Source organism: Pseudomonas sp. BIOMIG1BAC (assembly GCF_001705995.2).
Classification (GTDB): Bacteria; Pseudomonadota; Gammaproteobacteria; order Pseudomonadales; family Pseudomonadaceae; genus Aquipseudomonas; species Aquipseudomonas sessilinigenes.
On sequence record NZ_CP049045.1, the window covers coordinates 3,138,934 to 3,165,316 of the forward strand.

Here is a 26,383-nt window from a genome sequence, read left to right on the forward strand (position 1 = left end):
CCCCCTGGGTCGCCTCGTGCCAGCGCCTGCCGAGCCTTTCCTAGAGCCAGTAGCTGACGGCATACCAGCCCAATACGCCCATCACCAGGGTATAGGGCAGGGCCATCCACACCATCCGTCCATAGGACAGGCGCACCAGCGGCGCGATTGCCGAGGTCAGCAGGAACAGGAACGCCGCCTGGCCATTGGGAGTAGCCACGCTGGGCAGGTTGGTGCCGGTATTGATGGCGATGGCCAGGGTCTCGAAATGTTCGCGGCTCATCTGCCCGTTCAGGAAGGCTTGCTTGACCTCGGTGATATAGATAGTGGCGACGAACACGTTGTCGCTGATGGCCGAGAGCAGGCCATTGGCGATGAACAGCATGCCAGGCTGGCTATCGGCGGGCAGCGCCAGGACCCACTGGATCAATGGCGTGAACAGTTGCTGCTGGTGGATTACCGCGACCACCGCAAAGAACACCACCAGCAGTGCGGTGAAGGGCATGGCGTCCTTGAAGGCGTTGCCCAGGCGGTGTTCGTCGGTGATCCCGGTGAAGGCGGTGATCAGTACGATCACCAGCAGGCCGATCAGTCCGACCTCGGCCACATGCAGGGCCAGGCCAATGATCAGGATCAGTGCGGCCAGCCCCTGCACCAGCAAGGCTGCGCGCTGACGGGGCGTACGCTGGGCATCGTCTTCGGCGGCGTAGTTGGCCAGTACCTGGCGGACATTGTCCGGCAGCAGGGTGCCGTAGCCGAACCAGCGCAGTTTCTCCAACAGCACACAAGTCACCAGCCCGGCGGCCAGTACCGGCAGGGAGACGGGCGCCACCTTGCTGAAGAAATCGACAAAGTGCCAGCCCATTTCATGGCCGATCAGCAGGTTCTGGGGTTCGCCCACCAGGGTGCAGACGCCCCCCAGGGCAGTGCCCACGGCACCATGCATCAGCAGGCTGCGCAGGAAGGCACGGAATTGTTCCAGGTCATCGTGATGCAGCGCCGGCAAGTGCTGGTCGTCGCCGTAGGCGCTGTCCTGGCGTGGATCGTTGCCTGATGCTACCCGGTGATAAACGGAATAGAAGCCGACCGCCGCGCTGATGATCACTGCGGTGACTGTCAGGGCGTCGAGAAACGCCGAGAGAAAGGCTGAGAGAAAACAGAACAGCAAACCCAGCAAGGCCTTGGAACGCACCCCCAGCAGCAACCGGGAGAACAGGAACAACAGCAACTCTTTCATGAAGTAGATGCCGGCGACCATGAACATCAGCAGCAGGATCACCGGGAAGTTGTGCACCAGTTCCTCGTACAACGCTTCAGGCGTGGCCATGCCCAACAGCATCGCTTGCACCAGCAACAATCCGCCAGGCATCAAGGGGTAGCACTTGAGAGCCATGGCCAGGGTGAAGATGAATTCGATCACCAGGCACCAGCCGGCAGCGGCGGGACTGATGCAGAAGAACAGCAGGGGATTGAGCACCAGGAACGCGACAATGCTTGCCTTGTACCAGCGGGGTGAGTGGCCGAGAAAATTGTGGGCGAACGCCTGGGCCATTGAGCCGGACATTGGCTGCTCCTTGTAGTGAGAAGGGCGCAAGTTGCCGCAAGCAGGATTGAGAATCAAGAAACGATGAAATCTTTTGCCACAATCTCGCTTTTCGGCAGTCATCAAGGCCGGAGCAACGAGGCGGAGCAGGGTGAGTCGCGTCGACCAACAGTCATTGACCGCTGAATTTGCCTTGTCTAGGGTCGTGGATGGTTGAGGAACAACCAAGGCCATGATGTTTCAGTGCTGTTGCGGTTCAACTACCACCTTTTGAGGTGGATCTATTCGAAACTAACGCAAGCATGGCCAGGCATCGGTATTCGGTCTTGCAGGAGTGGCAAGAACATAAAGGGACTTATCATGAAATCGATATCAAGGTATCTGCTGTCTTTGTGTCTGGGCACGATCATTCTTGGACATGGAGGCTTGGTCGGCGCCTCTCAGCTTGTTCCGGCATTCGGATTGGCAAACGAGCAGTTTGCCAAGACGGCAGGGCCCTACAATGTTTCCACCAATGCAGTACTTGGTGACTGTCGTGGGTTATTGGGGGTATTGGCCAGGATCCTGCTGCTGGATAACAGCGTTCAATGCAATCAGTCTTTTCCTTATGGTTTCTCCAATCCGATTTCCACCAGTGTTTATTACCCTTCCAATATAAAGACCCTGGACAAGTTGCCGGTGATCAATTTCGTCGGCGGTATTCTTTCCAACCAGGGACAATATACGAATCTGCTGCGGCTATGGGCGAGCTACGGTTTCATCGTGGTGGTGTCTTCCGACTTCATCAATACCGCGCCGAGCATGCATGTCCTGGGGGCTGTCGAGTTGAGCAAGCTCAATCAGGACCCGACCTCGCCGCTGTTTGGCAAGGTCGACCTGTCACGCACCATCGTGGCCGGGCATTCGGCGGGAGGAGGGGCTTCGATCCTGTCTTCGAGCCTTGCGCCAGAGACCTTGAGGGCCATCGACCCGCAGTTGAGTTTCATCGGCTCCCTGCCGATCGAGCCCGGGCCGATCGGCCTTGGCTCGACGGTGAGGACTCCGACACTGGTGCTCACCGGTGCGGCAGATGTGGTGGTACCGGCCTGGGCATGGCCCAGGTTGTGGCAAGGCGGCCTGATCAGGACGGTGCCGGGATGGAGCGCCACGGCCCATAACGCTACGCATTTCAGCCCGGTGCGGGTTGTCAGGGAAAACGAATTCGCGGGTATCACTACCGCCTGGGTGTTGTACGTGGCTAAGAATGATCCGGCGGCCAGGGAATATTTTGTGGGCAAGGACTACAAGCTGGCGCAGGACCCGCAGTTCATTCGCTTGATCTTCAACCCACTTCGAGTGCAACGCAATGAAGTGGCCGATGAGCTGCAATAGAAGGTGTGGGCTGTATAGATGAGCTGGCCGGGAACAGGTCGATCCTGTTTCCCGGTAAATCCAAGACCAAGGCGTTAAATGGCCCGGATCATGTTTGGCTCAGGGAACACTGAACTCGGGTGTTTTTTTCATTGAATATTCTTCCAATATCTAATCGATATGGGTTAGAAGCGCCGTTGCAATCAGGGACAGTGTCGAGTTCATGGGTACGGCATCAAGTTATTGCAATGCCAATGTCACTGCATTGTTATTTGCTGTGAATACTTTGCATGCAGCGTCCTATATCGCGCTGCAACCATAAGGATTCAATGACCCATGCCCAGTCTTACACGCAGGAAGCTCTTGCAGGCGGCCGCCATCGGCTCGTTCTTTTCATCCTTGCCGCTGTCCATTCGCCAAGCCCTGGCCATACCGGCGAACAACCGCACGGGGACAATCAAGGACGTCGAACATGTCGTCATCCTGATGCAGGAAAACCGCTCCTTCGATCATTACTTCGGCACCTTTCCCGGGGTTCGCGGCTTCAGTGATCGCTTCACCATTCCGTTGTCCGGCCAGCGCGATGTCTGGGAGCAGCAGGGCAAAGGCCGGATCGTCATGCCGTATCACCTGGACAGTTCCCGTGGCAATGCCCAGCGGGTCAGTGGCACGCCGCATACCTGGCCTGACGCCCATGCGGCCTGGAGTGATGGGCGCATGAATGCCTGGCCGACGCACAAGACCAGCACGTCCATGGGTTACTACCGCGAGCAGGAATTGCCTTTCCAGTTCGCCCTGGCCAATACCTTCACCCTGTGCGACGCCTATCACTGTTCGGTGCATGCGGGCACCAACCCCAATCGGCTGTTTCTCTGGACCGGCAGCAATGGTGCGTCCGCGGCCCAGGTGGCTGCGGTGGTCAATGAATGGGACGGTCCGGGGCCAACCAACGTTGGCTACAGCTGGAAAACCTACCCCGAGCGGTTGGAGGAGCAAGGGGTCAGCTGGAAGGTCTACCAGCATCTGCCGGATAACTTTGGCGACAACCCTCTGGCGGGCTTTCGCCAGTACCGTGCAGCCAGCGTACAGGTGGGCAATCCGGCCCAGCCCCCCAGTGGCTTCAATGCCTACGTGCCTTATAGCGATGCGCTCAATGCCGTGGCGCCCTTGTACAAGGGCAACGGCAATACCCTGCCAGCCAGCAGTGGCAGCAACCTGGAAGCGATCATCGCCGGCTTTCGCAACGACGTGCAGGCGGGCAAGCTGCCCCAGGTCAGCTGGATCGTGGCCCCGGCGGCCTACTCGGAGCATCCCGGGCCATCGAGCCCGGTACAGGGTGGCTGGTTCGCCCAGGAGATCCTGCAGGCCCTGACCAGCAATCCCGAGGTCTGGAGCAAGACCGTACTGTTGCTGACCTACGATGAAAACGATGGCTTCTTCGACCACGTACCGTCGCCTTCGGCACCTTCCCAACGCCAGGACGGCAGCTTTGCCGGCAAATCGACGCTAGGTTTCGACAACGAGTTGTTCAAGCACCCGGCGCCACCGGGCTCGACCCAGCAACCACGCCCCGATGGCGGCGTGTATGGGCCCGGGCCACGGGTACCGATGCTGGTGCTTTCGCCCTGGAGTCGCGGCGGCTGGGTCAACTCGCAGGTGTTCGATCACACCTCGGTCCTGCAATTTTTGGAAAAACGCTTCGGTGTTCGTGAGCCGAACATCAGTGCCTGGCGTCGCGCGGTATGTGGCGACCTGACCTCGGCGTTCAACTTCGTCGACCCCAACCATGAACCACTGCCAGCGCTGCAGACCACCACGCGCCAGGCCGCCGACAGCCTGCGCCAGCGTCAGGAAAAGCTGTTGCCCGTGCCGGTGCCATCGGCCAGCAAGCAGTTGCCTCCGGTACAGAAACGCCTGGCCCGTCCTTCGCGAGCCCTGCCATACCGGCTGCATGTCGACAGCCAGCTCGACCCCAAGGCCCGGAGTTTGTCCCTGAGCCTGCAGAACACGGGCGAGCAAGGGGCGGTGTTCCATGTCTACGATTGCCTGCGCCTGAGCGATATTCCACGGCGTTACACCGTGGAGGCCGGCAAGGCGCTGCAGGACAGTTGGTCGGTGGTGGAGCGCTATCAGCTCTGGGTATTGGGGCCGAACGGCTTTCACCGCAGCTTTCACGGCCAGTTGCAGTTGCGCCAGCCCGAACTGCTAGTGACTTCCAGCCACAATCAGTTGCAACTGACCCTGAGCAACCCTGGAGAGCATGCGGTATCGATCTCCATCGACCGTTGCCCCTATACCCAGCAGGGGCCGTGGACATTGTCGGTGCCTGCCGGGGCGCAGGTGCGCCAAGTGTTTGCCTGCGAGTCCAGCGGCGGTTGGTATGACCTGACATTGCACAGTGAGGGTGGCTGGCTGCGCCGCGTGGCCGGGCGTCTGGAAACCGGCGCCCATAGCATCAGTGATCCATTGATGGGGCAGGGGTAAGGGCTGGTCCCGGTGAACGGGTTTTGTACGCCGGCCATGCGCTTTTCGAGGGGGCGGCCTAAAGACAAACCGGTTCTTTACTGGGAAGGTCTTCGCACAGGTGCAGGCACGGGATAGTCACTGTGAGAATGAAACTACCGCCTGCTGCGGGAATGCGAAAAGCAACTAATGCTGCATGGCAGAAGTTGTGATGAAAGGTGTAAATAGATAGCGTGCTTAGTTGTTTTCTTCAAATAGCGGATCCCCTGGAGGGGATCCGCTAACAGCAATGCTTACTTAGGCATGACCCAGGATTGCAGGGTATAGCCGCCCAGGCTCAGCTCGTCACGAGCCTGCTTGAGCAGGGTTTCCAGCTGGGCTGGATCGGAGTAGGCGCTGCAGGGAATCTGGGCACGGCCAATACGGGTGCTGGTGCGGTCGACAACGGTCAGGCTCAGCTCGCCGTTACCGTCCTGTGGGGCCCAGGCCACGCATTGGAAAGGCTGGAATGCGCGGTCGGCGATCAAGAGTGCTTCGTTGATACGGAGCGGGGCGTTCATGGGGTCTTCTCTCTATGTGCCCAATCAAATGATGTGCCGTCGGTTGGGCTTACCGTTCGGCTGGTTATTTGTACTGATGCACCGAGATAGGCATCGGGTCACACCGAAAAACAAGTTTTTACATCTTTCGTCGAAGAGGCTTGTGTCAGAGCCTTTAGTTGCGGGGTTTTTAAAAAACAACTGCGACAATCAGTCGCTCGGATGGACCCTCGATGCGCACCTTAGTTCCTTTGGTAATCAGCGCTATAAGCAATTGATACATTCCGGTGTCAAGTTCTTGCTAATGTTACAGCCAGGTTTTCCAAGCCGCTGTTTCTAGTAACTTTTCCGCTTTTTTGGGCACCGAGGAACAGTCATGCTCGAAGCTTGCGCGCAGCGTCGTTTGCTGGTGGTGGACCCCTGCGAGGACTGCCATCGGTTGTTACCCGGGTTGCGTACCATCGGTTGGGACGTCGATAGCTGTGACCTGGAGTCTGCGCGCGAGCGCTCGTGCGATGTTGGCCTGTTGCGCCTGCAACCTTTCCATCTGGAGCGCCCGGAAGCGGTCAAGGACCTGATCAGCCGCAGCGGCACCGAGTGGATAGCAGTGCTGAGCCAGGAAGTCCTGCGACTGCAAAAGGTCGGTGACTTCGTCTGCGAGTGGTTTTTCGACTTTCATACCTTGCCATTCGATGTGTCGCGGGTGCAGGTCACCCTGGGACGCGCTTTTGGCATGGCGCGCTTGCGGGGCCAGGGTTCGATCCATGTGGACCAGCCAGAACACGAGCTGCTGGGTGACAGCCGTTCGATCCGTGACCTGCGCAAGCTGCTCGGTAAGCTGGCACCCACCGAGTCGCCCGTGTTGATCCGCGGGGAGAGCGGTACCGGCAAGGAGTTGGTGGCGCGCACCCTGCACCGCCAATCCCTGCGCCATGACAAGCCCTTTGTCGCCATCAACTGCGGAGCGATTCCGGAGCACCTGATCCAGTCCGAGTTGTTCGGTCATGAAAAGGGGGCCTTCACCGGTGCTCACCAGCGCAAGGTGGGGCGCATCGAGGCGGCCAATGGCGGCACGCTGTTCCTGGATGAAATAGGTGACTTGCCTCTGGAGCTACAGGCCAACCTGTTGCGTTTTCTCCAGGAAAAACACATCGAGCGGGTAGGGGGTAGCCAGCCGATCCCAGTGGATGTCCGGGTACTGGCGGCGACCCACGTGGACTTGGAAGCGGCCATCATCAGCGGTCGTTTTCGCGAAGACTTGTACTACCGGCTCAATGTGCTGCAGGTGGTCACGGCGCCCTTGCGTGAGCGCCATGGCGACCAGGGCATGCTGGCCAGCCATTTTGCGCATTTCTACAGTCAGGAAACCGGGCGCCGGCCGCGCAGCTTCAGCGAGGATGCCCTGGTAGCCATGGGCAAGCACGACTGGCCGGGCAATGTCCGTGAGCTGGCCAATCGGGTGCGCCGTGGCCTGGTATTGGCCGAAGGACGGCAGATCCAGCCCAGCGATCTGGGCCTGCACAGCCTGCCTTCCCAAGATGTGCCCATGGGCACCCTGGAAGACTACAAGCATCGTGCCGAGCATCAGGCCTTGTGCGACGTGCTCAACCGCCATAGCGACAACCTCAGCGTCGCCGCCCGGGTCCTGGGTATTTCTCGCCCGACCTTCTACCGTTTGCTGCACAAGCACCAGATCCGCTAGGGCGGGAGAAAGGCCAAGGCCCGCGGCGATTGGAGAATCGCTGCGGGCCTTGGTTTTTGCGGCGGCTTAGAAGTAGTAGGGGAATTTCAGGCTGAAGGTGAAGTCCGGGGCGTCCTGTGTCATGCCCAGGGCCAGGTTGGGCACGATGGTCAGGTGGTCGGTGGCTGCAATGGTCATGCCGACGTTGAAGTAGGCGGCGTTGGCATCGCTGGACTCCACGCTTTGCCAGTCCTGGCCGCTGTACTTGATCTTGCTCTTGCGCTGGATCTGGTCGGAAACCGAGAACGCCATGCTCATTTTCTCGTTCAGGGCGAAGGCTACACCGGCGCCGACCTGGAAGCTGTCTCCCATCTTCACCTTGCCCGGTGTCTTGGTGCCGACGGTAGAGCTGAGGTCTCCAAAGGACTCTTCCAGGCTGTGGGTGTAGGACACGCTACCGAAGAGCACCGCCGGGTCGAAGGTCTTGACCAGCGAGATACCTGGGGTGATGGACCAGACGCCGTTACCGGTTGGCAGGCTTTCCGGTACGAACAGGTTGCTGTTGCCTGGGTTTGCTTGAACAAACTTGATGCCGAACGGGTCCTTGCCGGTGGGGGCTTTTACCCGCAGGCTGACCACGGCATCAGGAAGGCTGTCGGATTCGTCGAGGAATTTGTAGGCAACCCCGAAGTTGACATCTCCCAGCGTAGGATCGCGAGTGACGGTTTTCTCTGAGATAGACTGCGCCGATCCACCATTAGCACCTCCTGCCGAGTAAACCGACTCGCGGTAGACGACCGGTGCGTTGATATCGAACTGCCAACGGTTATTGAGGTTGTAACGGGCGGTCAGGTCCATGGTCCAGGTATCCGACTTGATCCTGTCCAGGTTGATGTTACCCAGGAGAATCGAGTCCAGTGCCAGAAACCCATTGAGGACCAGCTGGCGAGTGTCGTAGCGGGCGTAGGTCATGCCGGTTTCAAAGCTGAACTTGCCGCCGCCAAAGAAGCCACTGGCCTCGTCATACAGGTTGGTCACGCTCTGGGCGGGAGTCGAATCATCCTTGAGCGACTGCCCATAGCTGGCACCGCCGCCAGCACCTCCGGAGGCCGCTGCGGCCCCGGTACCGGCAACCTGGGGGTTGCCCTTGAGGTCCGAAGGCGACTTGGCCAGGCGCTTGGGCTGTGGGGCGGCAGGCTGGTCCTCGACCTGGCGGACCCGTTGCTCCAAGACTGCCAGTGCCTTCTGTTGCACGTCATAACGCTGCTTCAGCTCCAGAAGTTCCCGTTTCAGGGCCTCTACATCCGAGTCGGGCGCTGCTTGCAGCGCCATCGGAAAGAGGGTGCTCAAACATACAACCGCGCGCAGTGAAACCGATCGATACATGAAATAAACCGTCCCTTGTAAACCCCAATGGTCGAAAGCAGCGTAGTTCAGAATTTCAAATTGCGTAGTCCGTTCAGCGTAGTCAGATTGCAGTCCAGCGCGCCGGTGCTAGGGCCGTTGTTTTGTAGGACAACATTGAGTTGGGTGAGGTTGTTCACCAAGTTGCTGTTGCCCAATAGACGGGTGTTCTGCAACACATTGCCCTGGGCCACTTGCTGCAGGGTATTACCCTGGTTGGCATTGGCCTGGATGGCCATCTGGATGCCGCTATTGAGCGCCGAGACCGTGACGCTACCGGCAGCGTTGCTACTGGTGATGGTCTGGCCGTTTACCAGTGCCTGGCCGGGGCTAATGCCCTGGGTCGGTGCCTGATTGGCCTCGCTGACGTTGATGCTGACGTTGTTGTAGGCGCTGTTGCCGTCGCCCGCAGCCCGGACCACCTGGGTCACGCCCTGGCCGGTGCCCAGGCCAGAGCCGCCGATCACATTGCCGGTGCCCTGGGCAGGGGTGCTGCCATTGCCGGTCTGGTTGATGGTGGTGACATAGAACTGGGGTTTGATCGTCGACTGCTGGATCTGCAGGGTGCTGCTGGCGCCGATCAGGTCGCCACTGGCGTTGCGCCAGGTCGTGCTCATGACGATGCCGAAACTGATGATGCGCCCGGGCATGACATAGCGGCCGCGCAATTGCGAGAGTTCCTGGTCCTGCACTTCGATGGGCTTGAAACCCGCATGGGCCGGAAGAGCTGCTGCCAGGCAGGCCGCGGCCAGCCAGTATGAAGTCTTCATCTGCTGCTCCCGGAGCATCCTGCCCCTTTCTAGTTGTCTGGGCTTCTAGAAGAAGTCGCTCTGGATGAAACCAAAATCCATCAGCTCCGCATCTCGGACCGGGTAGAAGGTATCGAGCTTGTTTTTCGCGGTCAGCGGGGCAGGTGGGTCGAGCAACGCGTTGGTCTTGTCATAGCCGGGGCCGATGATGGCGAAGACGATGCCATTCCAGCCCTTGACGAAATCTTCATGGGTATAGCGCTTGTGTCCCAGGACCGGGTCGCCGATGTATACCCAGTCTTTTTGGGCCCGTTGCAGCACCACGAAGTGCTTGTAGCCGCGGATTTCCATCAGCACGATCACCGGAATGCTCACGGATTCAAGCTTGTCGGCCGGGATCCGGTAGCCGCGGGCACGCATGCCGATGCTCTCGGCGTAGCGCTTCATGTCGAGCATGGAAAACCCCTGGGTCTGGACCAGTTTCTGATCCGACGTGGTTAGCATGCCCTTGATCACCTGTTCTTCATTGACATCCAGCCAGTAGGCGTGGCGCAGGATGGTGGCCAGGGAGGCGGCACCGCAGCTGAAATCGGTCTTCTGCTCGACGAGGTCGGCGAACTTGCGTTCGCGTACGCTCTGTACCTTCTTGAAGAGCAAGCCGCCATCGGGCAGGCCGGCAAAGGCCATCTGCGCCGCGTGTACCGGGCCACAAAGGCTCAGTGCCAGAATAAGGATTGCAGTACGCATGATCGTTACGCCTGGTAAGACTGTGGAAAAGCCCCGTTTCCGGGGCTTTCGTTACGATCGCGACTACATGCAGGCTTTGCAGCCGGCAGCGATGGACAGCGAGTTGCTTTGTTGGTTGCCCACGCCGGCCGAGACGTTGGCCCCACCGTTGCCCGAGAAGCCATTCATCGAGCCGGTCATGCTGGCGTTGTTGACCACTGGGTTTTTCCAGCCGTCTTTGGTCAGCACTTGCTGGGTCCAGTAGCCAGCCAGTTCGACAGTGCCTTGTTCCTTGAAGGTGAGTTTTTGATCGTCGTTGCCATGGCCTTTGTCGCCATAGCCATGGCCATGATCGTCGCCGCCTTCGATCTTGCCGCTGCCGGTACCTTTGTAGGTGCCGGAGGCTACGAAGCCGCCACTGAGGGTGGTGGTTTTGTAGGCCTGGACGCCTTTGTTATCCACCACCAGGTTGGTCGAGGACTGGTTGGCCGAAGCCGCTGCGGTGGCTACACGACCACCGGATACGGCGATTGCCAGGTTGTTTTTCTGTTGGTTGAAGTCGCCGGAGGTGACGTTCATGCCAATGTTGCCGGAGCCGTTGTTGCCCGAGTTGTTGAGCACGGCATTGTTTTGGGTTGAAGAGTTTTTCACGTAGTTGTTGTTGTTCACCTGGGTGGCGCTGGAGACGGCGATGGCGCTACCGAAGATGAAGTTTTCGTCGGCGGTGGCCAGGGCAGCGGCATTGTCTTGTTGGTTGCCATCGCCGGCTGCGGCGTTGGCGCCCATGTTGCCGTTGGAACCGTTCAACGAGCTTTCGATCTTGGCGTTGTTGTTGGTGCCTTGGTTTTTCACCACGTTGGTGTCGCTTTCTTGGACGTCAGTCACTGCAGCACCGGCCCCGGCGGTGATTTGCAGCAGCGTGTTGAGATCCGGGCCTTGGTTACCATGGTGGCCGCCGTGACCGTGGTTGTTGTTTCCACCTGCCTGGGCAGCCATTGCCATGATGGCGGCCAGTGCGAAAACCAGTGGTTTGAGAGCCATTGTTGGTTTCATGGTGTTTCTCCGGTGCTTATTAGTTGGTTAAGTGTTGGTACTTTCTAATCGCACTACGAAGGGTCAGTCTGCGACCCGGATGCTCAGGGTGTTAGCCATCTGGTTCCCCACCCCGGCACTCTGGTTCACCTGGACGACTCCCCGGCTGCCGGTGAAGGCCTGGTCGCTGGTCGCGACCTGGCGGCTGCCTTGATGGGTATCAGGTGCTCCTGAGTTTGGTGACAGCGCAACGTTCTGCTGCGAAAGCGCGCTGTCGTCCATGCCTTGCGGATTGGCGCTGATGCTGATCCGCAGGGCATTGGCCATCTGGTTGTTGGCGCCGGACGACTGGTTCACGCCCAGTGCGCCGCTGCCGTTACTGAAAGAGTTGCCGCCGATGGTGCTGCTGGCATTGACCGAGCGGTCGGCTGGCGTAGTGATTTTCTGGGTCACGCTGGTGCTGGCACTGGCATTGGTGCCGATGGCGATCGCCCGGGCGTTGGTCTGTTGTTGCTGATCGCCGGCGGCCTGGTTGATGTTGAGGTTGCCGGTATAGCGGGCGCCGGAATTGCTCAGGGTGGCAGTGTCCTGGACCGGAGCACCGCTATCGGCCATGGCCGAGGTGCAGCCGAGCAGGGCCAGCAGGATCAATGAGCATTTCATCTCAACGGCCTCCGATATTGTTCAGGGGCGCCATGCCGGCACTGATGGAGCGATTGATCGAGTTGGAAATGGTGCTTCCGGAGCCACCGCCGTGGCCTGCGGCCATGCCCGGCAGGCCATCGGAGTTGGTGATGACGTTCATACCGGCAACCCCGGTGCCATTGGGCATCACCGCTCCCCGGACCAGGGAGCCGCTGCTGATACCGGCGAACTCGCTGTCGGTCATTTCATCATTGGCCATGCTGGTGACCAGGCCAGAAGGGTTGGCATTGACGGTGGTGGGGTTGTTGTCGAGGTTCAGCGGGCGACCAGCCATAGTCGGGTGCACCTGGCGTTCAAGCACGATCTCGCCATTGCCTGCCGCCAGAGCCGGAAGGCTGCACACTGCGCTGACGGCACAACTGATCAGCATCAGGCGGGTAAAACTTCTAGGTAGAGTCCCCACGGCGGTATTCCTTCTTCTCAGTGCTGGCCCTAGTCAGCGTTGAGAGGGAGAGAGCAGAAGCCGTGCCGGTTTTCATTTATTTCGAGTAATCAAGGGCTTGCGAATTCTCAAGGCGAATACGCAAAGAAGCTGTTTCATGGATGAGACAGCATTGGCCAGCGGCCAATGGCCATAACCCTGGCAATGCTCTGGAATGCGGGTTGCTGGGCTGTTGTATCGCAGGCTTAACAGTTTTGCCGATTAGCCGTGTTGGCCCAGGAAAATGGCGGGCGGGTCTGCGCAGGAGTGTTTCAGGAATGGACACTGGCAGCCTTGATTGGCCGCCAGCGATCAATCCAGCAGGTACTGCCGGACCAGTTCGAAGGCTTGCTGGCGACGAGCCGACCAGTCACCGCCGATGACCCGATAGGTTTGCCGGTGTTGTTCCAGCCACTGCTGCGTGGCGTCGAAGAACGCCTGGCGCTGGGCCAGTTGTGGCTGGCAGCGCAGGCCGTCGCCGCTCCAGGGCACGCCTTGGGGCGATAGCAGCAGGTGCAGGTCGTAATGCCGGGCCAGTAGCTGTTCTTCCAGCCACAGCGGGCAGTCGTGGAACAGGACCTGGCTCCAGAGCATATTGCTCAGCAGGTGAGTATCGAGAATCAGCAGTTCAGGTTGCTGTGCCCGAGCCTGATCCTCCCAGGCCAGTTGGCCTCGGGCGATTTCGGGAATATCGGCCAGGCAGGTGTCGCGGCGCTCCTGTTCCATGAAATGACGCACGTATTCAGCGACCTGAAGGCCACCGAAGTGAGCTTGCAGCTCGGCCGCCAACCAGCTCTTGCCGCTGGACTCGGGGCCGGTAAGGACCAGGATCTTCATGGTTGCAAGGCCGGATCGGCACGCCAGCTGCGCCAGCCCTGGATGGCCAGCAGGGTGAACAAGGCATATAGGGCCGCAGTGAGATACAGCGCCTTATAGATGAACAGGCCGACGAAGATCACATCTACCGCGACCCACAATGGCCAGCACTGCACACGCTTTTGTGCCATCCACCATTGCGCCACCAGGCTGAAAGCCGTCAGGGCGGCATCGAGCCAGGGTTGGGCGGCATCGGTCCAATGGGCCATGGCGGCCCCCAGCAGCAGACTGCCAAGAGCGCCCAGAGCCAGTCCCTGGAGCAGCGCCGGGTATTGCAGCTGGCTGACTGGACGCCCCTGGTGCTGCTCGCCGCCGCGGGTCCATTGCCACCAGCCATAGAGCTGCAGCGCGGCATAGACCACCTGCAGCAGCATGTCGGAATAGAGTTTGACCTCGTAGAAGATCCAGCTGTAGAGCAGCACCATGACCAGGCCGATGGGCCAGCACCAGGGGTTTTGCTTGACCGTCAGCCAGACGGCGATGACGCCGAGCGCAGCGGCAAACAGTTCAAGCCCGGACATGGCGGTTCCTTGGGGAAATGGCGAAAGGGGGCGGATTGTACCCAGAGTAGGGGCCGTGCGTCAGGCCTTGCCCGAATCCACCTGTGCAACCAGCACCGGCGGATTCGCACGCACCGCGAAATCAGACGCGGAATTGCCGGAGCAGGCCATTGAGCTGTTCGGACAACTCCTTGAGGTGGCGGCTGGCAGTACTGGAGTGCTGGGCCGCCAGGGCCGTGCCCTGGGACAGCCCGGCGGCCTGGCCGACGTTGTGATTGATGTCCTCCACGACATGGGCTTGCTGCAGGGTAGCGCTGGCAATCGAGGCATTGAGGTTGTTGAGGGTATGCAGCGCCTGGCCGATGGCGCTGAGGCTGGCCCCAGCCAGGCCGGCTTGCTCGATGGTCAGTTGCGAGGCCCGGCTGCTGTCGCCGATGACCTTGACGGCCGCTTCGGAGTGATTTTGCAGGCGCTCGATCATGCCCTGGATTTCCGCAGTGGATTGCTGGGTGCGCTGGGCCAGCAGGCGCACCTCGTCGGCGACTACGGCAAAACCCCGGCCCTGCTCGCCGGCGCGGGCGGCCTCGATAGCGGCATTCAGGGCCAGGAGGTTGGTTTGTTCGGCGATGGAGCGGATCACCTCCAGCACCGTACCGATCTGGGTGCTTTCGGTGGCCAGGGTACGGATCACCTCCACGGCCTGATCGATGGTGCCTGACAGTTGGTCGATCTGTTGCAGGCTGCTGTCGATATTGACCTGGCCTTGCTGGGCCTGGACCTCGGCCTCGCGCACTTCGTCGGCGGCCTGTTCGGCATTGCGCGCCACGTCCTGGACGCCGGTGGTGACCTGGCTGATGGCGGCTGCCACCTGTTCCATTTGTAAGGATTGCTGTTGGCTGCGCTCCTGGGCCTCGGAGGCATTGCTGCCCAGTTCGCTGGAGGATTGCTCCAGGGCGGCTGCGCTGGCCTGCAATTGGGTCACGACGCCACGCAATTTGGCGGTGAAGCCGTTGAAGTGGCGGGCCAGCTCGGTGACTTCATCCTGGCCGTGGGTATCCAGGGTACGGGTCAGGTCGCTTTCACCGCTGGCGATATTGGCCATGGCGTGCACGGCCTCACGCAGCGGGCTGACGATACTGCGCACGATCAGTACCACCAGGGCGCCCATCAGCAGGGCGATCACCAGGCCAACCGAGGACGCACGCAATACCTGGGCATAGAACTCTTCCTGCAGGTCATCGATGTACACCCCGGAGCCGATGATCCAGCCCCAAGGCTGGAACAGTTGGATATAGGAGGTCTTCTGCACCGGCTCCTGGGCTCCGGGCTTGGGCCAGCGGTAATCGACCATGCCGGCACCCTTGGCCTTGGCCACCGCCACCATTTCGTTGAATACCTGGAAACCGTCCGGGTCCTTGATAGCGCCCAGGTTCTGTCCATCAAGCTTGGGGTTGGCCGGGTGCATGATCATCACCGGCGTCAGGTCGTTGATCCAGAAATAGTCATTCTGGTTGTAGCGCAGGCCACGGACCGCCTGCAGTGCCTGCTGCTGCGCCTGTTCGCGGCTCAGGCTGCCGGAGGCTTCCAGGCCCTGGTAGTAGTTCAGTACGCCAGCGGCGGTCTGCACCACATGCTGGGTTTTCTGCGCCTTGGCCTGGTACAGGTCGTCATGAATCTGCTTGAGCATCATCACGCCCAGGGTTACCAGGGTCAGCACTGCCACGACCAGGATCAGCCACAGGCGCTGGCTGATGGACATCTTGCGTAGGCTATTCATCATCCGGTCACTCCAGATTCTTGTTCTTGTCATAAAAGCTCGTAAGCATCCAAGCATGCCTGCCTGCGAGCGCCAACCCTACGGAAGTCCAATAACATCGCGGCGCATTTTGCGCCTGTCTGCTAGGATTTCGGCGCCTTTACACAAAACCTGAAGTTTTCTGAGTTTTTCACAGATTTTTCATGGGCTTGTGTTGATCTTGCCAGCCCTGCGGTTTTGGCTGTGATCGACGCCGTGAAGGCTTTGAATATTTAAAAAGAGGCATGCCACGAGCAGGGCCTCATTGGGGGATTGATGGATCTTTGGACCGCCGTACAAGCATTGATACTCGGGATTGTCGAAGGGCTCACCGAGTTTTTACCCATCAGTAGCACCGGGCACCAGATCATTGTGGCCGACTTGCTGGATTTTGGTGGCGAACGGGCAATGGCCTTCAACATCATCATCCAGTTGGGCGCGATCCTGGCAGTTGTCTGGGAATTCCGCCGCAAGATCTTCGATGTGGTAGTGGGCCTGCCCACCCAGCCCAAGGCCCGGCGTTTTACGGTCAACCTGATGGTGGCGTTTTTCCCGGCAGTGGTGCTGGGGGTGATTTTCGCCGACCTGATCCACGCTTATCTGTTCAACCCGATCACCGTGGCCACGGCGCTGGTGATTGGCGGGATCATCATGTTGTGGGCCGAGCGTCGCCAGCATCAGGTCCATGCCGAGAGCGTCGATGAAATCACCTGGAAGGACGCCCTCAAGGTGGGGTTCATCCAGTGCCTGGCAATGATTCCAGGAACCTCGCGCTCCGGCTCGACCATCATCGGTGGCTTGCTCTTCGGCCTGTCGCGCAAGACCGCGACCGAGTTCTCGTTCTTCCTGGCCATGCCAACCATGGTCGGGGCGGCGGTGTACTCCGGCTACAAGTACCGCCATCTGTTCCAACCTGACGACTTGCCGGTGTTCGCCATCGGCTTTGTCACCGCGTTCATCTTCGCGATGATTGCGGTCAAGGGGTTGCTGAAATTCATTGCCAGCCACAGTTATGCGGCATTCGCCTGGTATCGCATCGCCTTTGGCCTGCTGATCCTGGCGACCTGGCAGTTCGGTTGGGTCGATTGGGCGGCGGCCAAGGCGTGAAGGGCAGCCGTCAAGAAGGGCGTCCGGGCAATGCTGGGCGGGTTCAGCATGCCAGGAGCAAGCTGCTGGTCTTCGTCCTGTTGTGCGCCTTGCCATTGTTCGGCGCCCTGTCCCTGTGGTGGCGGGGCGTCTCGGCCATTCCTCTGCTGGCCTACGGCGCGGTCAGCCTGCTGACGTTCCTGGTCTACTGGCACGACAAACGTCGGGCCCGGGACCAGGGGCAACGTACGCCCGAGAACGTCCTGCATGCCCTGGAGCTGGCGGGTGGCTGGCCCGGGGCCTTGCTGGCGCAACAACTAGTGCGACACAAGACCCGCAAGCTGTCCTATCAGACCGTGTTTTGGTTGATCGTGGCCTTGCACCAGGTGTTCTGGATCGATCGACTGTTTCTTGAGAGCGGCCTGTTGAGCTGGATCTAGATCTGCAATCCGACCTGCGCCCGTTTGGGTAGCTTGGCCACCACCAACTGATGCGAGCGCTGCAACAGTTGCTTCAACTCAGCCGCTTCCAGGGGGTAGGGCACGCGCAATATGACCCAGTGGGCGCGAGCCAGGTAGGGCGCAGGAGAAACACCGGGGCGGTCGACATGGCCGAGGAACAGCTCAGGGTCGACCTTGAAGGCCAGGGATTCGCCCCGCAGGTTCTGCAGGGCGAACATCTTGGTCCCGGCAATCGAGAACACCCGCACACCTCCCCATTTGTAGTCTTCCCGGGCACCGGGCAGTCCCAGGCAAAACTGTGCCACTTGCTCTTGATCCATCAGTGGGGCTTTCACAGCAATCTGTCTCCACAGGCTTCGAAGGATTCGCGCAGGTGATCGATCCAGGCCCGCACGGCTGGCATCACGCCACGGCGATGGGGGTATACCGCTTGCAGCCAACCACCGGGCAGAGACCATTGTGGCAGCAACTGGATCAGTTGGCCGCTGCTCAGTTCCTCTTCGCAATAGAGCATCGGCAGCACTGTGCATCCAAGGCCGGCGAGGGCGCAGGCCCTGCGTACAATGAAGTCGTCGATCCCAAGGCGTGCTTCCAGGGCCAGTTCATGGGCGTTGCCTTGCTCGTCCAGTAGGCGCAGATGCACCAGGCGGTCCGCTTCCAGGGCGCCAAGGATCGGCAGGTGGCGCAGGTCATCCGGATGCTCCACTGGATGGCGTTGCAGGAATGCCGGGCTTGCGACTATCGCGGTCTGCGCCTGGCGCAGGCGCCGAGTGACCAGCAGCGGGTCCTCATCACCTTGCTCGCGTACCCGCAGCGCCACATCGACGCCTTCGTTGATCAGGTCGACACGACGATTGAGCAGGAGCATCTCCAACTGCACTTGCGGATACTTTTGCAGGAAGCTGCTCACCAGGGGGGTCAGTAGCTCATGGGCCAGGCCGACCGGGCTCGATACCCGGAGCCGACCGCGAGGCTCGCTGGCCATGCTGGCCACGGCTTCATCGGCCATTGCCGCCTCCAACAACATGGCCTGGCAATGGCGCAAGTATCGCTCGCCCACGGCCGTCAGCTTCAGTTGTCGGGTGGTGCGCTGCAGCAGCCGGGCATTAAGTCGTTCCTCCAACTCGGCGATGCGCCGCGACAGGCGCGACTTGGGTATCCCCAGCAGCCGGCCGGCCGCTGTGAATCCGCCAGCCTCGACCACTTTGGCGAAATAGTAGAGGTCGTTGAGGTCTTGCATGAGATACGGCCCTATTGTTCTGCTGATGGGATTAACTATCGCATTTATACCATCTAATCAGCTATTGGTTTCATGGGTAGGATTTACAACATTCGATCGCCAAGTGGCGGTCCTCACTTGGAGATCCCAGATGAAACTCTTGCATATCGATTCCAGCATTCTTGGTGACAACTCGGCCTCCCGTCAGCTGAGCCGCGACGTGGTTCAGGCCTGGAAGGCCGCCGAGCCACAGGCAGTGGTGACCTACCGCGATTTGGCTACTGATGCGATCAGTCATTTCTCCGCTGCTACCCTGGTTGCTGCGGGTACCGTTGCCGAATTGCGTGATGCGGCCCTGGAGCACGAAGCCCAGCTTAGCGCCCAGACCCTGAGCGAATTCCTCGCCGCCGATGCGGTGGTGGTGGCAGCCCCCATGTACAACTTCACCATTCCCAGCCAGCTCAAGGCCTGGTTCGATCGCATTGCGGTAGCCGGCCAGACCTTCCGCTATACCGAAGCCGGCCCTCAGGGCTTGTGTGGCGACAAGAAGGTGATCGTGGTGTCCACCGCCGGTGGCCTGCATGTCGGCCAACCTACCGGGGTGGGGCATGAGGACTACCTGCGGGTCATGTTCGGCTTCATGGGCATCACCGATATCGAGTTCGTCCGTGCCCATGGCCTGGCCTATGGCGACGACATGCGCAACAAGGCCATGACTGACGCCCAGGTACAGATCAACAAACAGCTCTTCGCTGCCGCGTAAGGCTTGTGTAAAGACGCTTCCCCCCTGCGTCAGCACTACTAGACTCTGTATTCCGGTCACTGCTTTCAGTGATCGGGTACGGAGTTTTTTCATTGGCGTTTTTCACGTTTTCTGGCCCGAGTTATGCAGCACACGAAGCGAGGCTTGTTTCCCGTGTAGCTCCATTGCGACGCCAGATCCGTTCCAGGGCCTTGGCAGCAAGGGATGGCAGAGGGAAGAGGCGCTCTCGATCCAGCGGCAAAGGTGGGCGTGTCATGAAAGGTCAATGTGCGTTGTTACTGATCTTCCTGCTCAGTGGCCTGGTTTCGGTGCAGGCTGCTCCTGCGCATGGTCCGCGCTGGAGCGTCGGTTTCCATGAAATGACGTTCCTAGACCCGTTGGACTTGCAACCGATGCGGGCTATCGCCTTCTATCCGTCCACCGGGATCGAGCACTCCAGCCCATTGGAGGGTTATCAGATTGCGGCCTCTCGCGATGCCAAGATCGCTATCGGTCGCTTCCCGATGCTGATGCTCTCCCATGGCAATACCGGCACGCCCCTGGCCTTGCATGACTTGGCTACATCGCTGGCGCGTAAGGGATTTGTCGTGGTGGCGGTGATTCATCCGGGTGACAACTCCAAGGACTACAGTCGGCTGGGAACCCTGAGCAACCTCTATGGACGGCCGATCCAGATATCCGAAGCCATCACTGCCACGTTGAGCGACCCGATGCTGTCACCGTTCGTCAATGCCGACCAGGTCGGTGTCATCGGTTACTCCGCCGGTGGCGAAACGGCCCTGATTCTTTCTGGCGCGACTCCCGACCTGGATCGCCTGCGGCGTTATTGCCTGGAGCGGCCCGATGATCGGGATGCCTGCAATACCCATGGCGAGCTGATCGTCGATCGTGACGATCTGGCGCCAGTGGCCGATCCGCGCGTGCATGCATTGATGCTCATGGCGCCGTTGAGTCTCAAGTTCGGTCGCCAGACCCTGGCCGGAGTGCATGTGCCCGTACTGCTGTACAGCGGAGACGGTGACCAACTGGTCGCCCTGGACAAGAATGCCGCGGCCCTGGCGCGCAAGCTGCCGGTGGCCCCAGATTTCAAGTTACTGGCCGGGGCCGGGCACTTTATCTTCATGGCACCGTGCAGTGCCGAACAATTGGCCGCGATGCCGGCCTTGTGTACCGACGCTGATGGCGTCGATCGCGAGGACATTCATCGCAACCTGATTGCTGAGGCGGGCAAGTTCTTCGCCCAGACCCTGGGGAGACCGAACAGGGCAGGGATGCAGACCGCCGATCAGTGACTCAGGCGCCGCTGCGGCGCTTGAGCAGCAGGGTCAGTCCCAGGCCGCTGAGTGACAACAATGCGGCGCAGAAGAAGATCCACGAATAGCCCAGGTTCAGCGCAATCGCGCCCATCAGCGGCCCGGCTACGGCCAGTGCCAGGTCGAAGAACACGGCGTAGGCACTCAAGCCGGCACCCCGACTGCTATTGGGAACTTGCTTGATGGCCTCCACGCCCAAGGCCGGATAGACCAACGACAGGCCGAAACCGGTAAGGCCCGCACCCACCAATGCCCAGCTGGGGGATGGTGCCAGCCAGAGCAGGCTCAGCCCCAGGGTCTCGACACACATGCAAGCGATAGCCGAGCGAAAGCCGCCAAAACGGCCGATGCTGGAAATGAACAACAAGCGTGAACAGATGAAGCACACGCCAAATACCGTGAGGCAATAGGCTGCGCCGTTCCAGCCAAGGCTCAGGTAGAACAGGGTGATGAATGTGGTCAGCGTGCCATAGCCGATGGAGGCCAGGCTCAGGCTCACACCGAACGGTGCAATGCGCCCGAAAACCGCCCAGAAAGGCAGGCGTTCGCCCCGTACCACGGGCACCGAAGGCTTGTTGCGTATCAACAGTAGCGCCGCCAGCGCCAGGGCCGACAGGGCGATACCCAGGCTGGCGAAGCCATATTGCTGGACCATCACCACCCCAAGGGGTGCACCTATGGCTATTGCGCCGTAGGAGGCAATGCCATTCCAGGAGATCGATCGGGCAGTGTGCTCGGTTCCTACCTGTCCCATGCACCAACTGATGGTGCCAACCCCGATCAAGCCTTGAGCGACCCCCAGTAGCAGGCGTCCCGCCAGCAGCACTGCCAGGCTCAGCCAGGGCAGGTTTTGCAGCAGCACCGATACCAGGGTCAGCAGGCCGCTCAGCACAATGCCCAGCAGGCCGTAGATGATTGCGTGCTTGGTGCCCACGGTGTCCGACAGACGCCCGGCCAGGGGGCGGCTGAGCAAGGTGGCCAAGTACTGCGAGCCTATGGTCACCCCGGCGACTATCGCGCTGAACCCCAGTTCTTCGTGGACATATCCCGGCAGCACGGCGATTGGCAAACCAATGCAGAGGAAGGCGATAAAGGTATAGAAGACGATGGAAACGATCTGCAGGGTGATCGCCATGGAGCTTTGGGCGGGCGGTTGACGCTCGGGCATGGAGGCTCTTCGCGGGTGGCGGTTAGAGGAGCGCATCATCGCGTGCCGCGAAGGTAAAAGGAAGCTGGCTAACTATTTATCCCAGGGGGTGATGAATCGAGCCGATGCAAAAAGCCCCATCACGAGTGATGGGGCTTTAGTTTGACGCTTGCAGCTTGCGGTGGCTTAGAACAATACGCCCTGGCTACGCAGGTAGTCGTCGTAGGTGCCGCTGAAGTCAGTCACACCGTCGGGGCTCAGCTCGATGATACGAGTGGCCAGGGACGATACGAACTCACGGTCGTGGCTGACGAACAGCAGGGTGCCTGGGTAGTTCTCCAGGGCCAGGTTCAACGCTTCGATGGATTCCATGTCCAGGTGGTTGGTCGGTTCGTCCATCAGCAGCACGTTGGGCTTTTGCAGGATCAGCTTGCCGAACAGCATGCGACCCTGCTCACCACCGGAAATCACCTTGACCGACTTCTGGATCTCGTCGTTGGAGAACAACATGCGGCCGAGGGTGCCACGGATCATCTGTTCGCCCTGGGTCCACTGGCCCATCCACTCGAACAGGCTGACATCGTCTTCGAAATCATGGGCGTGGTCCTGGGCGTAGTAGCCGACTTCCGCGCTTTCGGTCCATTTCACTGCGCCGGCATCCGGAGTCAACTCGCCTACCAGGGTGCGCAGCAGGGTGGTCTTGCCAATGCCGTTGGGGCCGATGATTGCAACGCGTTCGCCCGCTTCGATGGTGAAACTGAAATCCTTGAACAGCTGCTTGCCCTCGAAACCCTTGGAGACCTTTTCCAGGGTGACGGCTTGGCGATGCAGTTTCTTGGTCTGCTCGAAGCGAATGAAGGGGCTGACCCGGCTCGATGGCTTGACTTCGGCCAGCTGGATTTTGTCGATCTGCTTGGCACGGGAGGTTGCCTGCTTGGCTTTCGAGGCGTTGGCCGAGAAGCGGCTGACGAAGGTCTGCAGTTCGGCGATCTGGGCTTTTTTCTTGGCGTTGTCGGCCAGCAGTTGCTCGCGAGATTGGGTCGCGGCGGTCATGTACTCGTCATAGTTGCCTGGGAACAGGCGCAGTTCACCGTAGTCCAGGTCGGCCATGTGGGTGCAGACGCTATTAAGGAAGTGCCGGTCGTGGGAAATGATGATCATGGTGCTGTTACGCGCCGTGAGAATGTTTTCCAGCCAGCGAATGGTGTTGATGTCCAAGTGGTTGGTCGGCTCGTCCAGCAGCAGCACTTCCGGGTTGGAGAACAGCGCCTGGGCCAGCAGGACCCGGAGCTTCCAGCCTGGGGCTACTTCGGTCATGGAGCCGAAATGCTGCTCCAGGGGAATGCCCAGGCCCAGCAGCAGTTCACCGGCACGAGACTCGGCGGTATAGCCATCCATTTCGGCGAATTCTGTTTCCAGCTCGGCCACGGCCATGCCGTCTTCTTCGGTCATTTCCGGCAGCGAGTAGATCCGGTCGCGCTCGGCCTTGACCCGCCACAATTCCTCATGGCCCATGATCACGGTGTCGATCACCGTGAATTCTTCGTAGGCGAACTGGTCCTGGCGCAATTTACCCAGGCGGACGTTCGGCTCGAGCATGACCTGGCCGCTGGAGGGTTCGAGGTCACCACCGAGAATTTTCATGAAGGTCGACTTGCCGCAACCGTTGGCGCCAATCAGGCCATAGCGGTTGCCGTTGTTGAATTTGACCGAAACGTTCTCGAACAGCGGCTTGGCGCCGAACTGCATGGTGATGTTGGCGGTGGAGATCAAAATGCTTACCTATCAGTAACTTACGAAGCCGGATTTTCAGCTGATACCGATTTGATACCAATCTTGAGCTTTTCCAGCTCGCTCCAGTCGGAGCTTGAGTTGAGCCAACGGGCATACGTCGACAGCAGCATTTGCATGCTGTGACCCAGCTGTTGGGCGATAAATGCGGGGTTAAGGCCGGACATTGAGCATATTGTCGCATAGGTGTGACGACAGTTGTATGGGGGCCTCCTCCTAATCCACGGCTCATTCAGCACCGGCACCCAATGCTTGTGCAGGCCTGGCGTCTGCTTTAGGTCGTAGCGGATATCTTTGGCCGCGCACTGCTGGATCGCGGTGAAGTACTTCGGGTTGACGCGGGCAAGGTATGCCATGGTCTTCTCCTGGGTATGCGCCGTCCTCCGGGCGGATGGCGGCATGATGGATATTTGGCGTGGGATGGGGTATGACGCATGGCCGGCATGGAGCCGGGCAAAAGAGGGTTTGACATGAATTACACAGCCAATGGGCCGTTTGAAGTATCGCTAAATCCGGAGTCCTTGAGTGTCACTGCCGAGGGGACGGGGCTTGGCCGGATGTCTCTAGACAAGCAATTCCATGGCGATCTGGACGCGATCAGCAAAGGCGAAATGCTGTCGTTTCGCAGTAGCGTTCAAGGTTCTGCAGGCTACGTTGCCATGGAAACCGTGCATGGAACATTGAACGGCCGCCGTGGCAGCTTCGTGCTTCAACATAGTTCGACCATGAGTCGTGGAGCCCCCGTTCAGTCCATCAACGTCGTACCAGATTCCGGTACTGAAGCGCTTTCCGGGCTGGTTGGCAGCATGATCATTACGATCACCGACGGGCAGCATTCATACAAATTTGAGTACGAACTACCAGGTCAGAACTGACCCTTGCTCACTGGCTGGTAGCGCCGGATGCTCAGGCCGCAGCGACGTCGTCGATCAGAAGGACAGGGGGTGGAAGAGGGCGCTGCGGGTAGTCTTCGGGTCTCGCAATTGCTGCGGACCCGAAGGGCTTCACAACAACTTAAATTCGGATAATTTGCGTGATGTACGGTTTGCCTTTAATGGGCGCATAGATTTCCACGATGGCATTCCAGGATCCTGATGAGCCCGGTAGGGTTGCTACTGTCAGATAGCGATAGTTTGTGCCATTTACGACCTGGCTCGAAACTTCTTTAGGGACGTACTTCACACCAATGACGCCAGCTATCGCTTCCTCGAATACCTTTTTTTCCTCGGTAGTCAGCGGGTGGTAAGGGGTCCATCCACCAACGGAATGCTCTTGAGCTGTCATGAATTAAATCTCCATATTTAAATTCCTACTCGTCTGGCTTTTCGGAGTTCGCCCCGTCTATTGAATGGTTTCCGGAATCCATTTCCTGAATGGTTTTCCGAGCATCCCTACTCCGATTTACTGTGAACCCGGGTGCTTGGGAAAACACCGATACGAGCCTACTGCCGGTCCGGGGGAGTGTAGATCAGGAGCCTGGGGGATCAAGGCAGGGACGCGCGGAGGCAATGAGCGCAAAGCTTCGGGCTCGATACCTTCGCTGCGGTTTCACTCTGAGGTGTGGGCCATGAGCCCTGAGGAGCTAGGTATGTCAGCGTAAATTGCGACGAAATACGATGGGTGCGAAGGGTCGCGAAGCACTCCTAGATGGTCGGAGGCGAAACGCTGCTACGGCTGCTACTGGCATTTCATCCGCACTGGATGCTCGGACAGGAAGACGATAGATTCAGCCTCTAAAGGATGACTCTCACCCATGGAGTGGATTTTTTGCGCAAACTGGTTGTTGTACTTATGTTCGGTCTTCCGTGCAGCTCTCCTGTAATCGCAGGTGATGGCGGCGTGAAAGTGTCGGCCTTTGGTGCAGTTGTTTCATCGAGTCTTGCTGTGACTCTTTTCCCCGTTACCCTCACCGAAGACAGTCAAGCAAGTACCCAGAACAGCGCCAAGAAAGGCGATCCAAAAATACTTGCCGCTCGCAATGATGCGGCAGCCTTCGTCGCAAGTGATGGCGTTATTCGAAGCGCGAGCTTGGAGGCTGCATTTGAGGTGCTACGTACTCAGAGTAAAACGCGTACGGTCAGCGACATCAGGCTAGCTCAAGCGGTTTTGGTTTACGGATATCGCTAGCGAAATGCATATCGGCCACTCGTAACGAGCCCAGCACCACGTTGGGCTTATTGCATTTGGAACATACCTACTGCCTGCGAGCATCAACTTGGATTTCAGATACATAGAAGGAGCACATTATCTTAGAATGGGCCTTTCCCGCCCTTCAAAGGAATGATTACGTGGTGAGCAACAACGCCATCTGCTGTCCGCAATGCCAAGGCCAAAACGTACAGCTACTGTCCGTCATACATGCTGCTGGTACTACTCACATACAAGCAACCCATCACGCACAATCCGGATTCGGGCCAGGCGTGACCGTCGAAACTACAGGTCGGCATCAGACCTACTTGGCCGCTAGCGTCGGTCCACCTCCAGGTAAACGCTTGCTTGGCCCAGTGATCCTCACGGGGGTTGGCGCCATCATCTTGTACGACGGCCTCAAACTTATGAATACGTTCTGGGGTGTGGATTGGACGAGGTTCTTCATGGGCTCGATATTGATCACCGTCGGTGTGATTGGATTCGTTCGCCATTGGAAATTCAACGTCGCGCAGTACGACAAGTTGCAAGAGTGGCGCCGCACCTGGCTATGCCACGCTTGTGGCACGCGATTCCTGCCGTAAACGGCGCAAGAGGGCACCTTCGGGTGCCTTTTCTTTTTCGTCTTTAAGCTAACTTGTATCGTGGTGTCGAGGTTGACCGCATGAAGCTCTCCGGCAAGTGTCAGAGCA

Annotated in this window: 26 protein-coding genes and 1 pseudogene; 10 read left to right on the forward strand and 17 right to left on the reverse strand. The window is 59.4% G+C overall.

From position 1 onward, the window contains the following. Positions 1–40: 40 nt before the first annotated feature. Positions 41–1,543: a sodium/proton antiporter NhaB gene (nhaB, locus tag ATY02_RS14930; protein WP_068586619.1), complete on the reverse strand. Its 1,503-nt coding sequence runs from the start codon at positions 1,541–1,543 to the stop codon at positions 41–43. Between the two features lie 339 nt (positions 1,544–1,882). Between nhaB and ATY02_RS14935 the strand changes: the two genes are divergently transcribed. Both ATY02_RS14935 and ATY02_RS14940 read left to right on the forward strand, forming a co-directional pair. Further along, entirely contained in the window at positions 1,883–2,893 is a 1,011-nt protein-coding gene (locus ATY02_RS14935) for an alpha/beta hydrolase (protein WP_068586616.1), read from the forward strand. Between the two features lie 315 nt (positions 2,894–3,208). Then, positions 3,209–5,356, forward strand: coding sequence for a phosphocholine-specific phospholipase C (locus tag ATY02_RS14940; protein ID WP_068586609.1), 2,148 nt, complete (start codon positions 3,209–3,211; stop codon positions 5,354–5,356). Between the two features lie 272 nt (positions 5,357–5,628). Here ATY02_RS14940 and ATY02_RS14945 read toward each other — a convergent pair whose 3' ends face one another. Continuing rightward, the gene (locus ATY02_RS14945; RefSeq protein ID WP_068586606.1) at positions 5,629–5,895 is read right to left on the reverse strand and encodes a hypothetical protein; all 267 of its coding nucleotides are present in this window, start codon (positions 5,893–5,895) and stop codon (positions 5,629–5,631) included. 355 nt (positions 5,896–6,250) lie between these two features. Here ATY02_RS14945 and ATY02_RS14950 point away from each other — a divergent pair, with 355 nt between their 5' ends. Further along, positions 6,251–7,576: a sigma-54 dependent transcriptional regulator gene (locus ATY02_RS14950; RefSeq protein ID WP_068586604.1), complete on the forward strand. Its 1,326-nt coding sequence runs from the start codon at positions 6,251–6,253 to the stop codon at positions 7,574–7,576. Between the two features lie 66 nt (positions 7,577–7,642). Here ATY02_RS14950 and ATY02_RS14955 read toward each other — a convergent pair whose 3' ends face one another. The 9 genes from ATY02_RS14955 to ATY02_RS14995 form a co-directional block, all read right to left on the reverse strand. After that, positions 7,643–8,941 carry a hypothetical protein gene (locus ATY02_RS14955; protein ID WP_068586600.1) on the reverse strand — a complete coding sequence of 433 codons (1,299 nt, stop codon included), beginning with the start codon at positions 8,939–8,941 and terminating at the stop codon, positions 7,643–7,645. Positions 8,942–8,988: 47 nt separating this feature from the next. Next, complete coding sequence (locus tag ATY02_RS14960; protein ID WP_068586597.1) at positions 8,989–9,729, reverse strand: hypothetical protein; 741 nt, start codon at positions 9,727–9,729, stop codon at positions 8,989–8,991. Positions 9,730–9,774: 45 nt separating this feature from the next. Then, complete coding sequence (locus ATY02_RS14965) at positions 9,775–10,455, reverse strand: C39 family peptidase (RefSeq protein ID WP_068586595.1); 681 nt, start codon at positions 10,453–10,455, stop codon at positions 9,775–9,777. Positions 10,456–10,518: 63 nt separating this feature from the next. Beyond that, on the reverse strand, positions 10,519–11,487 hold the full coding sequence (locus ATY02_RS14970; protein ID WP_068586592.1) for a heme utilization protein: 969 nt from the start codon (positions 11,485–11,487) through the stop codon (positions 10,519–10,521). Between the two features lie 63 nt (positions 11,488–11,550). Beyond that, a complete protein-coding gene (locus tag ATY02_RS14975; protein WP_068586586.1) occupies positions 11,551–12,129 on the reverse strand; it encodes an adhesin in 579 nt (192 codons plus the stop codon). Between the two features lies 1 nt (position 12,130). Continuing rightward, on the reverse strand, positions 12,131–12,574 hold the full coding sequence (locus ATY02_RS14980; protein ID WP_068586583.1) for a hypothetical protein: 444 nt from the start codon (positions 12,572–12,574) through the stop codon (positions 12,131–12,133). A 330-nt stretch (positions 12,575–12,904) separates the two neighbouring features. Further along, positions 12,905–13,429, reverse strand: a complete 525-nt coding sequence (locus ATY02_RS14985) for an AAA family ATPase (protein WP_068586581.1) — start codon at positions 13,427–13,429, stop codon at positions 12,905–12,907. Further along, positions 13,426–13,989, reverse strand: coding sequence for a nicotinamide riboside transporter PnuC (gene pnuC, locus ATY02_RS14990; RefSeq protein ID WP_068586579.1), 564 nt, complete (start codon positions 13,987–13,989; stop codon positions 13,426–13,428). Before pnuC ends, ATY02_RS14985 begins: the two co-directional genes overlap by 4 nt. A gap of 121 nt (positions 13,990–14,110) precedes the next feature. After that, complete coding sequence (locus tag ATY02_RS14995) at positions 14,111–15,745, reverse strand: methyl-accepting chemotaxis protein (RefSeq protein WP_068586685.1); 1,635 nt, start codon at positions 15,743–15,745, stop codon at positions 14,111–14,113. Between the two features lie 294 nt (positions 15,746–16,039). On the opposite strand from ATY02_RS14995, the gene ATY02_RS15000 reads away from it, so the two are divergent. Together ATY02_RS15000 and ATY02_RS15005 are read left to right on the forward strand one after the other, a co-directional pair. Continuing rightward, the gene (locus tag ATY02_RS15000; RefSeq protein WP_068586575.1) at positions 16,040–16,870 is read left to right on the forward strand and encodes an undecaprenyl-diphosphate phosphatase; all 831 of its coding nucleotides are present in this window, start codon (positions 16,040–16,042) and stop codon (positions 16,868–16,870) included. After that, complete coding sequence (locus tag ATY02_RS15005) at positions 16,867–17,289, forward strand: DUF1294 domain-containing protein (RefSeq protein ID WP_068586684.1); 423 nt, start codon at positions 16,867–16,869, stop codon at positions 17,287–17,289. The genes ATY02_RS15000 and ATY02_RS15005 overlap by 4 nt, the downstream gene beginning before the upstream one ends. Here the strand turns inward: ATY02_RS15005 and ATY02_RS15010 are convergent. Beyond that, entirely contained in the window at positions 17,286–17,630 is a 345-nt protein-coding gene (locus ATY02_RS15010; protein ID WP_068586681.1) for an MmcQ/YjbR family DNA-binding protein, read from the reverse strand. The two genes, ATY02_RS15005 and ATY02_RS15010, sit on opposite strands and share 4 nt — an antisense overlap. Positions 17,631–17,641: 11 nt before the next feature. After that, positions 17,642–18,550 (reverse strand): LysR substrate-binding domain-containing protein, encoded by a 909-nt coding sequence (locus tag ATY02_RS15015; protein WP_068586572.1) that lies wholly within the window; start codon positions 18,548–18,550, stop codon positions 17,642–17,644. Between the two features lie 130 nt (positions 18,551–18,680). Between ATY02_RS15015 and ATY02_RS15020 the strand changes: the two genes are divergently transcribed. Both ATY02_RS15020 and ATY02_RS15025 read left to right on the forward strand, forming a co-directional pair. Next, positions 18,681–19,292, forward strand: a complete 612-nt coding sequence (locus ATY02_RS15020; protein WP_068586569.1) for an FMN-dependent NADH-azoreductase — start codon at positions 18,681–18,683, stop codon at positions 19,290–19,292. Between the two features lie 254 nt (positions 19,293–19,546). Beyond that, the gene (locus ATY02_RS15025; protein WP_068586566.1) at positions 19,547–20,584 is read left to right on the forward strand and encodes an alpha/beta hydrolase family protein; all 1,038 of its coding nucleotides are present in this window, start codon (positions 19,547–19,549) and stop codon (positions 20,582–20,584) included. A gap of 1 nt (position 20,585) precedes the next feature. On the opposite strand, the gene ATY02_RS15030 is transcribed toward ATY02_RS15025, so the two are convergent. From ATY02_RS15030 to ATY02_RS15040, 3 genes and pseudogenes are all read right to left on the reverse strand, one after another. Continuing rightward, the gene (locus ATY02_RS15030) at positions 20,586–21,773 is read right to left on the reverse strand and encodes an MFS transporter (RefSeq protein ID WP_068586561.1); all 1,188 of its coding nucleotides are present in this window, start codon (positions 21,771–21,773) and stop codon (positions 20,586–20,588) included. Between the two features lie 165 nt (positions 21,774–21,938). After that, positions 21,939–23,525, reverse strand: coding sequence for an ABC-F family ATPase (locus ATY02_RS15035; protein ID WP_068586558.1), 1,587 nt, complete (start codon positions 23,523–23,525; stop codon positions 21,939–21,941). A gap of 20 nt (positions 23,526–23,545) precedes the next feature. Further along, positions 23,546–23,821 (reverse strand): annotated as a pseudogene (locus tag ATY02_RS15040) (site-specific integrase); the annotation flags it as partial. A 192-nt stretch (positions 23,822–24,013) separates the two neighbouring features. On the opposite strand from ATY02_RS15040, the gene ATY02_RS15045 reads away from it, so the two are divergent. Next, positions 24,014–24,418, forward strand: a complete 405-nt coding sequence (locus ATY02_RS15045; RefSeq protein WP_068586679.1) for a DUF3224 domain-containing protein — start codon at positions 24,014–24,016, stop codon at positions 24,416–24,418. Positions 24,419–24,557: 139 nt separating this feature from the next. On the opposite strand, the gene ATY02_RS15050 is transcribed toward ATY02_RS15045, so the two are convergent. After that, a complete protein-coding gene (locus ATY02_RS15050; protein ID WP_068586552.1) occupies positions 24,558–24,827 on the reverse strand; it encodes a hypothetical protein in 270 nt (89 codons plus the stop codon). A 483-nt stretch (positions 24,828–25,310) separates the two neighbouring features. On the opposite strand from ATY02_RS15050, the gene ATY02_RS15055 reads away from it, so the two are divergent. Together ATY02_RS15055 and ATY02_RS15060 are read left to right on the forward strand one after the other, a co-directional pair. Continuing rightward, a complete protein-coding gene (locus ATY02_RS15055; protein ID WP_225926529.1) occupies positions 25,311–25,670 on the forward strand; it encodes a DUF2388 domain-containing protein in 360 nt (119 codons plus the stop codon). 164 nt (positions 25,671–25,834) lie between these two features. Further along, positions 25,835–26,275, forward strand: coding sequence for a hypothetical protein (locus ATY02_RS15060; RefSeq protein WP_141698202.1), 441 nt, complete (start codon positions 25,835–25,837; stop codon positions 26,273–26,275). Positions 26,276–26,383 lie beyond the last annotated feature (108 nt).

Bases quoted from the DNA above. Each gene is read 5' to 3' on its own strand.
- ATY02_RS14985 (WP_068586581.1), bottom strand. From the start codon at position 13,429: ATGAAGATCCTGGTCCTTACCGGCCCCGAGTCCAGCGGCAAGAGCTGG.
- nhaB (WP_068586619.1), bottom strand. From the start codon at position 1,543: ATGTCCGGCTCAATGGCCCAGGCGTTCGCCCACAATTTTCTCGGCCAC.
- ATY02_RS14935 (WP_068586616.1), top strand. From the start codon at position 1,883: ATGAAATCGATATCAAGGTATCTGCTGTCTTTGTGTCTGGGCACGATC.
- ATY02_RS15010 (WP_068586681.1), bottom strand. From the start codon at position 17,630: ATGGATCAAGAGCAAGTGGCACAGTTTTGCCTGGGACTGCCCGGTGCC.
- ATY02_RS15050 (WP_068586552.1), bottom strand. From the start codon at position 24,827: ATGACAGCTCAAGAGCATTCCGTTGGTGGATGGACCCCTTACCACCCG.
- ATY02_RS14970 (WP_068586592.1), bottom strand. From the start codon at position 11,487: ATGAAACCAACAATGGCTCTCAAACCACTGGTTTTCGCACTGGCCGCC.
- ATY02_RS15025 (WP_068586566.1), top strand. From the start codon at position 19,547: ATGAAAGGTCAATGTGCGTTGTTACTGATCTTCCTGCTCAGTGGCCTG.
- ATY02_RS15015 (WP_068586572.1), bottom strand. From the start codon at position 18,550: ATGCAAGACCTCAACGACCTCTACTATTTCGCCAAAGTGGTCGAGGCT.
- ATY02_RS15030 (WP_068586561.1), bottom strand. From the start codon at position 21,773: ATGCCCGAGCGTCAACCGCCCGCCCAAAGCTCCATGGCGATCACCCTG.
- ATY02_RS14975 (WP_068586586.1), bottom strand. From the start codon at position 12,129: ATGAAATGCTCATTGATCCTGCTGGCCCTGCTCGGCTGCACCTCGGCC.
- ATY02_RS14955 (WP_068586600.1), bottom strand. From the start codon at position 8,941: ATGTATCGATCGGTTTCACTGCGCGCGGTTGTATGTTTGAGCACCCTC.
- ATY02_RS15020 (WP_068586569.1), top strand. From the start codon at position 18,681: ATGAAACTCTTGCATATCGATTCCAGCATTCTTGGTGACAACTCGGCC.
- ATY02_RS15045 (WP_068586679.1), top strand. From the start codon at position 24,014: ATGAATTACACAGCCAATGGGCCGTTTGAAGTATCGCTAAATCCGGAG.
- ATY02_RS14950 (WP_068586604.1), top strand. From the start codon at position 6,251: ATGCTCGAAGCTTGCGCGCAGCGTCGTTTGCTGGTGGTGGACCCCTGC.
- pnuC (WP_068586579.1), bottom strand. From the start codon at position 13,989: ATGTCCGGGCTTGAACTGTTTGCCGCTGCGCTCGGCGTCATCGCCGTC.
- ATY02_RS14945 (WP_068586606.1), bottom strand. From the start codon at position 5,895: ATGAACGCCCCGCTCCGTATCAACGAAGCACTCTTGATCGCCGACCGC.
- ATY02_RS14940 (WP_068586609.1), top strand. From the start codon at position 3,209: ATGCCCAGTCTTACACGCAGGAAGCTCTTGCAGGCGGCCGCCATCGGC.
- ATY02_RS14965 (WP_068586595.1), bottom strand. From the start codon at position 10,455: ATGCGTACTGCAATCCTTATTCTGGCACTGAGCCTTTGTGGCCCGGTA.
- ATY02_RS15000 (WP_068586575.1), top strand. From the start codon at position 16,040: ATGGATCTTTGGACCGCCGTACAAGCATTGATACTCGGGATTGTCGAA.
- ATY02_RS14960 (WP_068586597.1), bottom strand. From the start codon at position 9,729: ATGAAGACTTCATACTGGCTGGCCGCGGCCTGCCTGGCAGCAGCTCTT.
- ATY02_RS14995 (WP_068586685.1), bottom strand. From the start codon at position 15,745: ATGAATAGCCTACGCAAGATGTCCATCAGCCAGCGCCTGTGGCTGATC.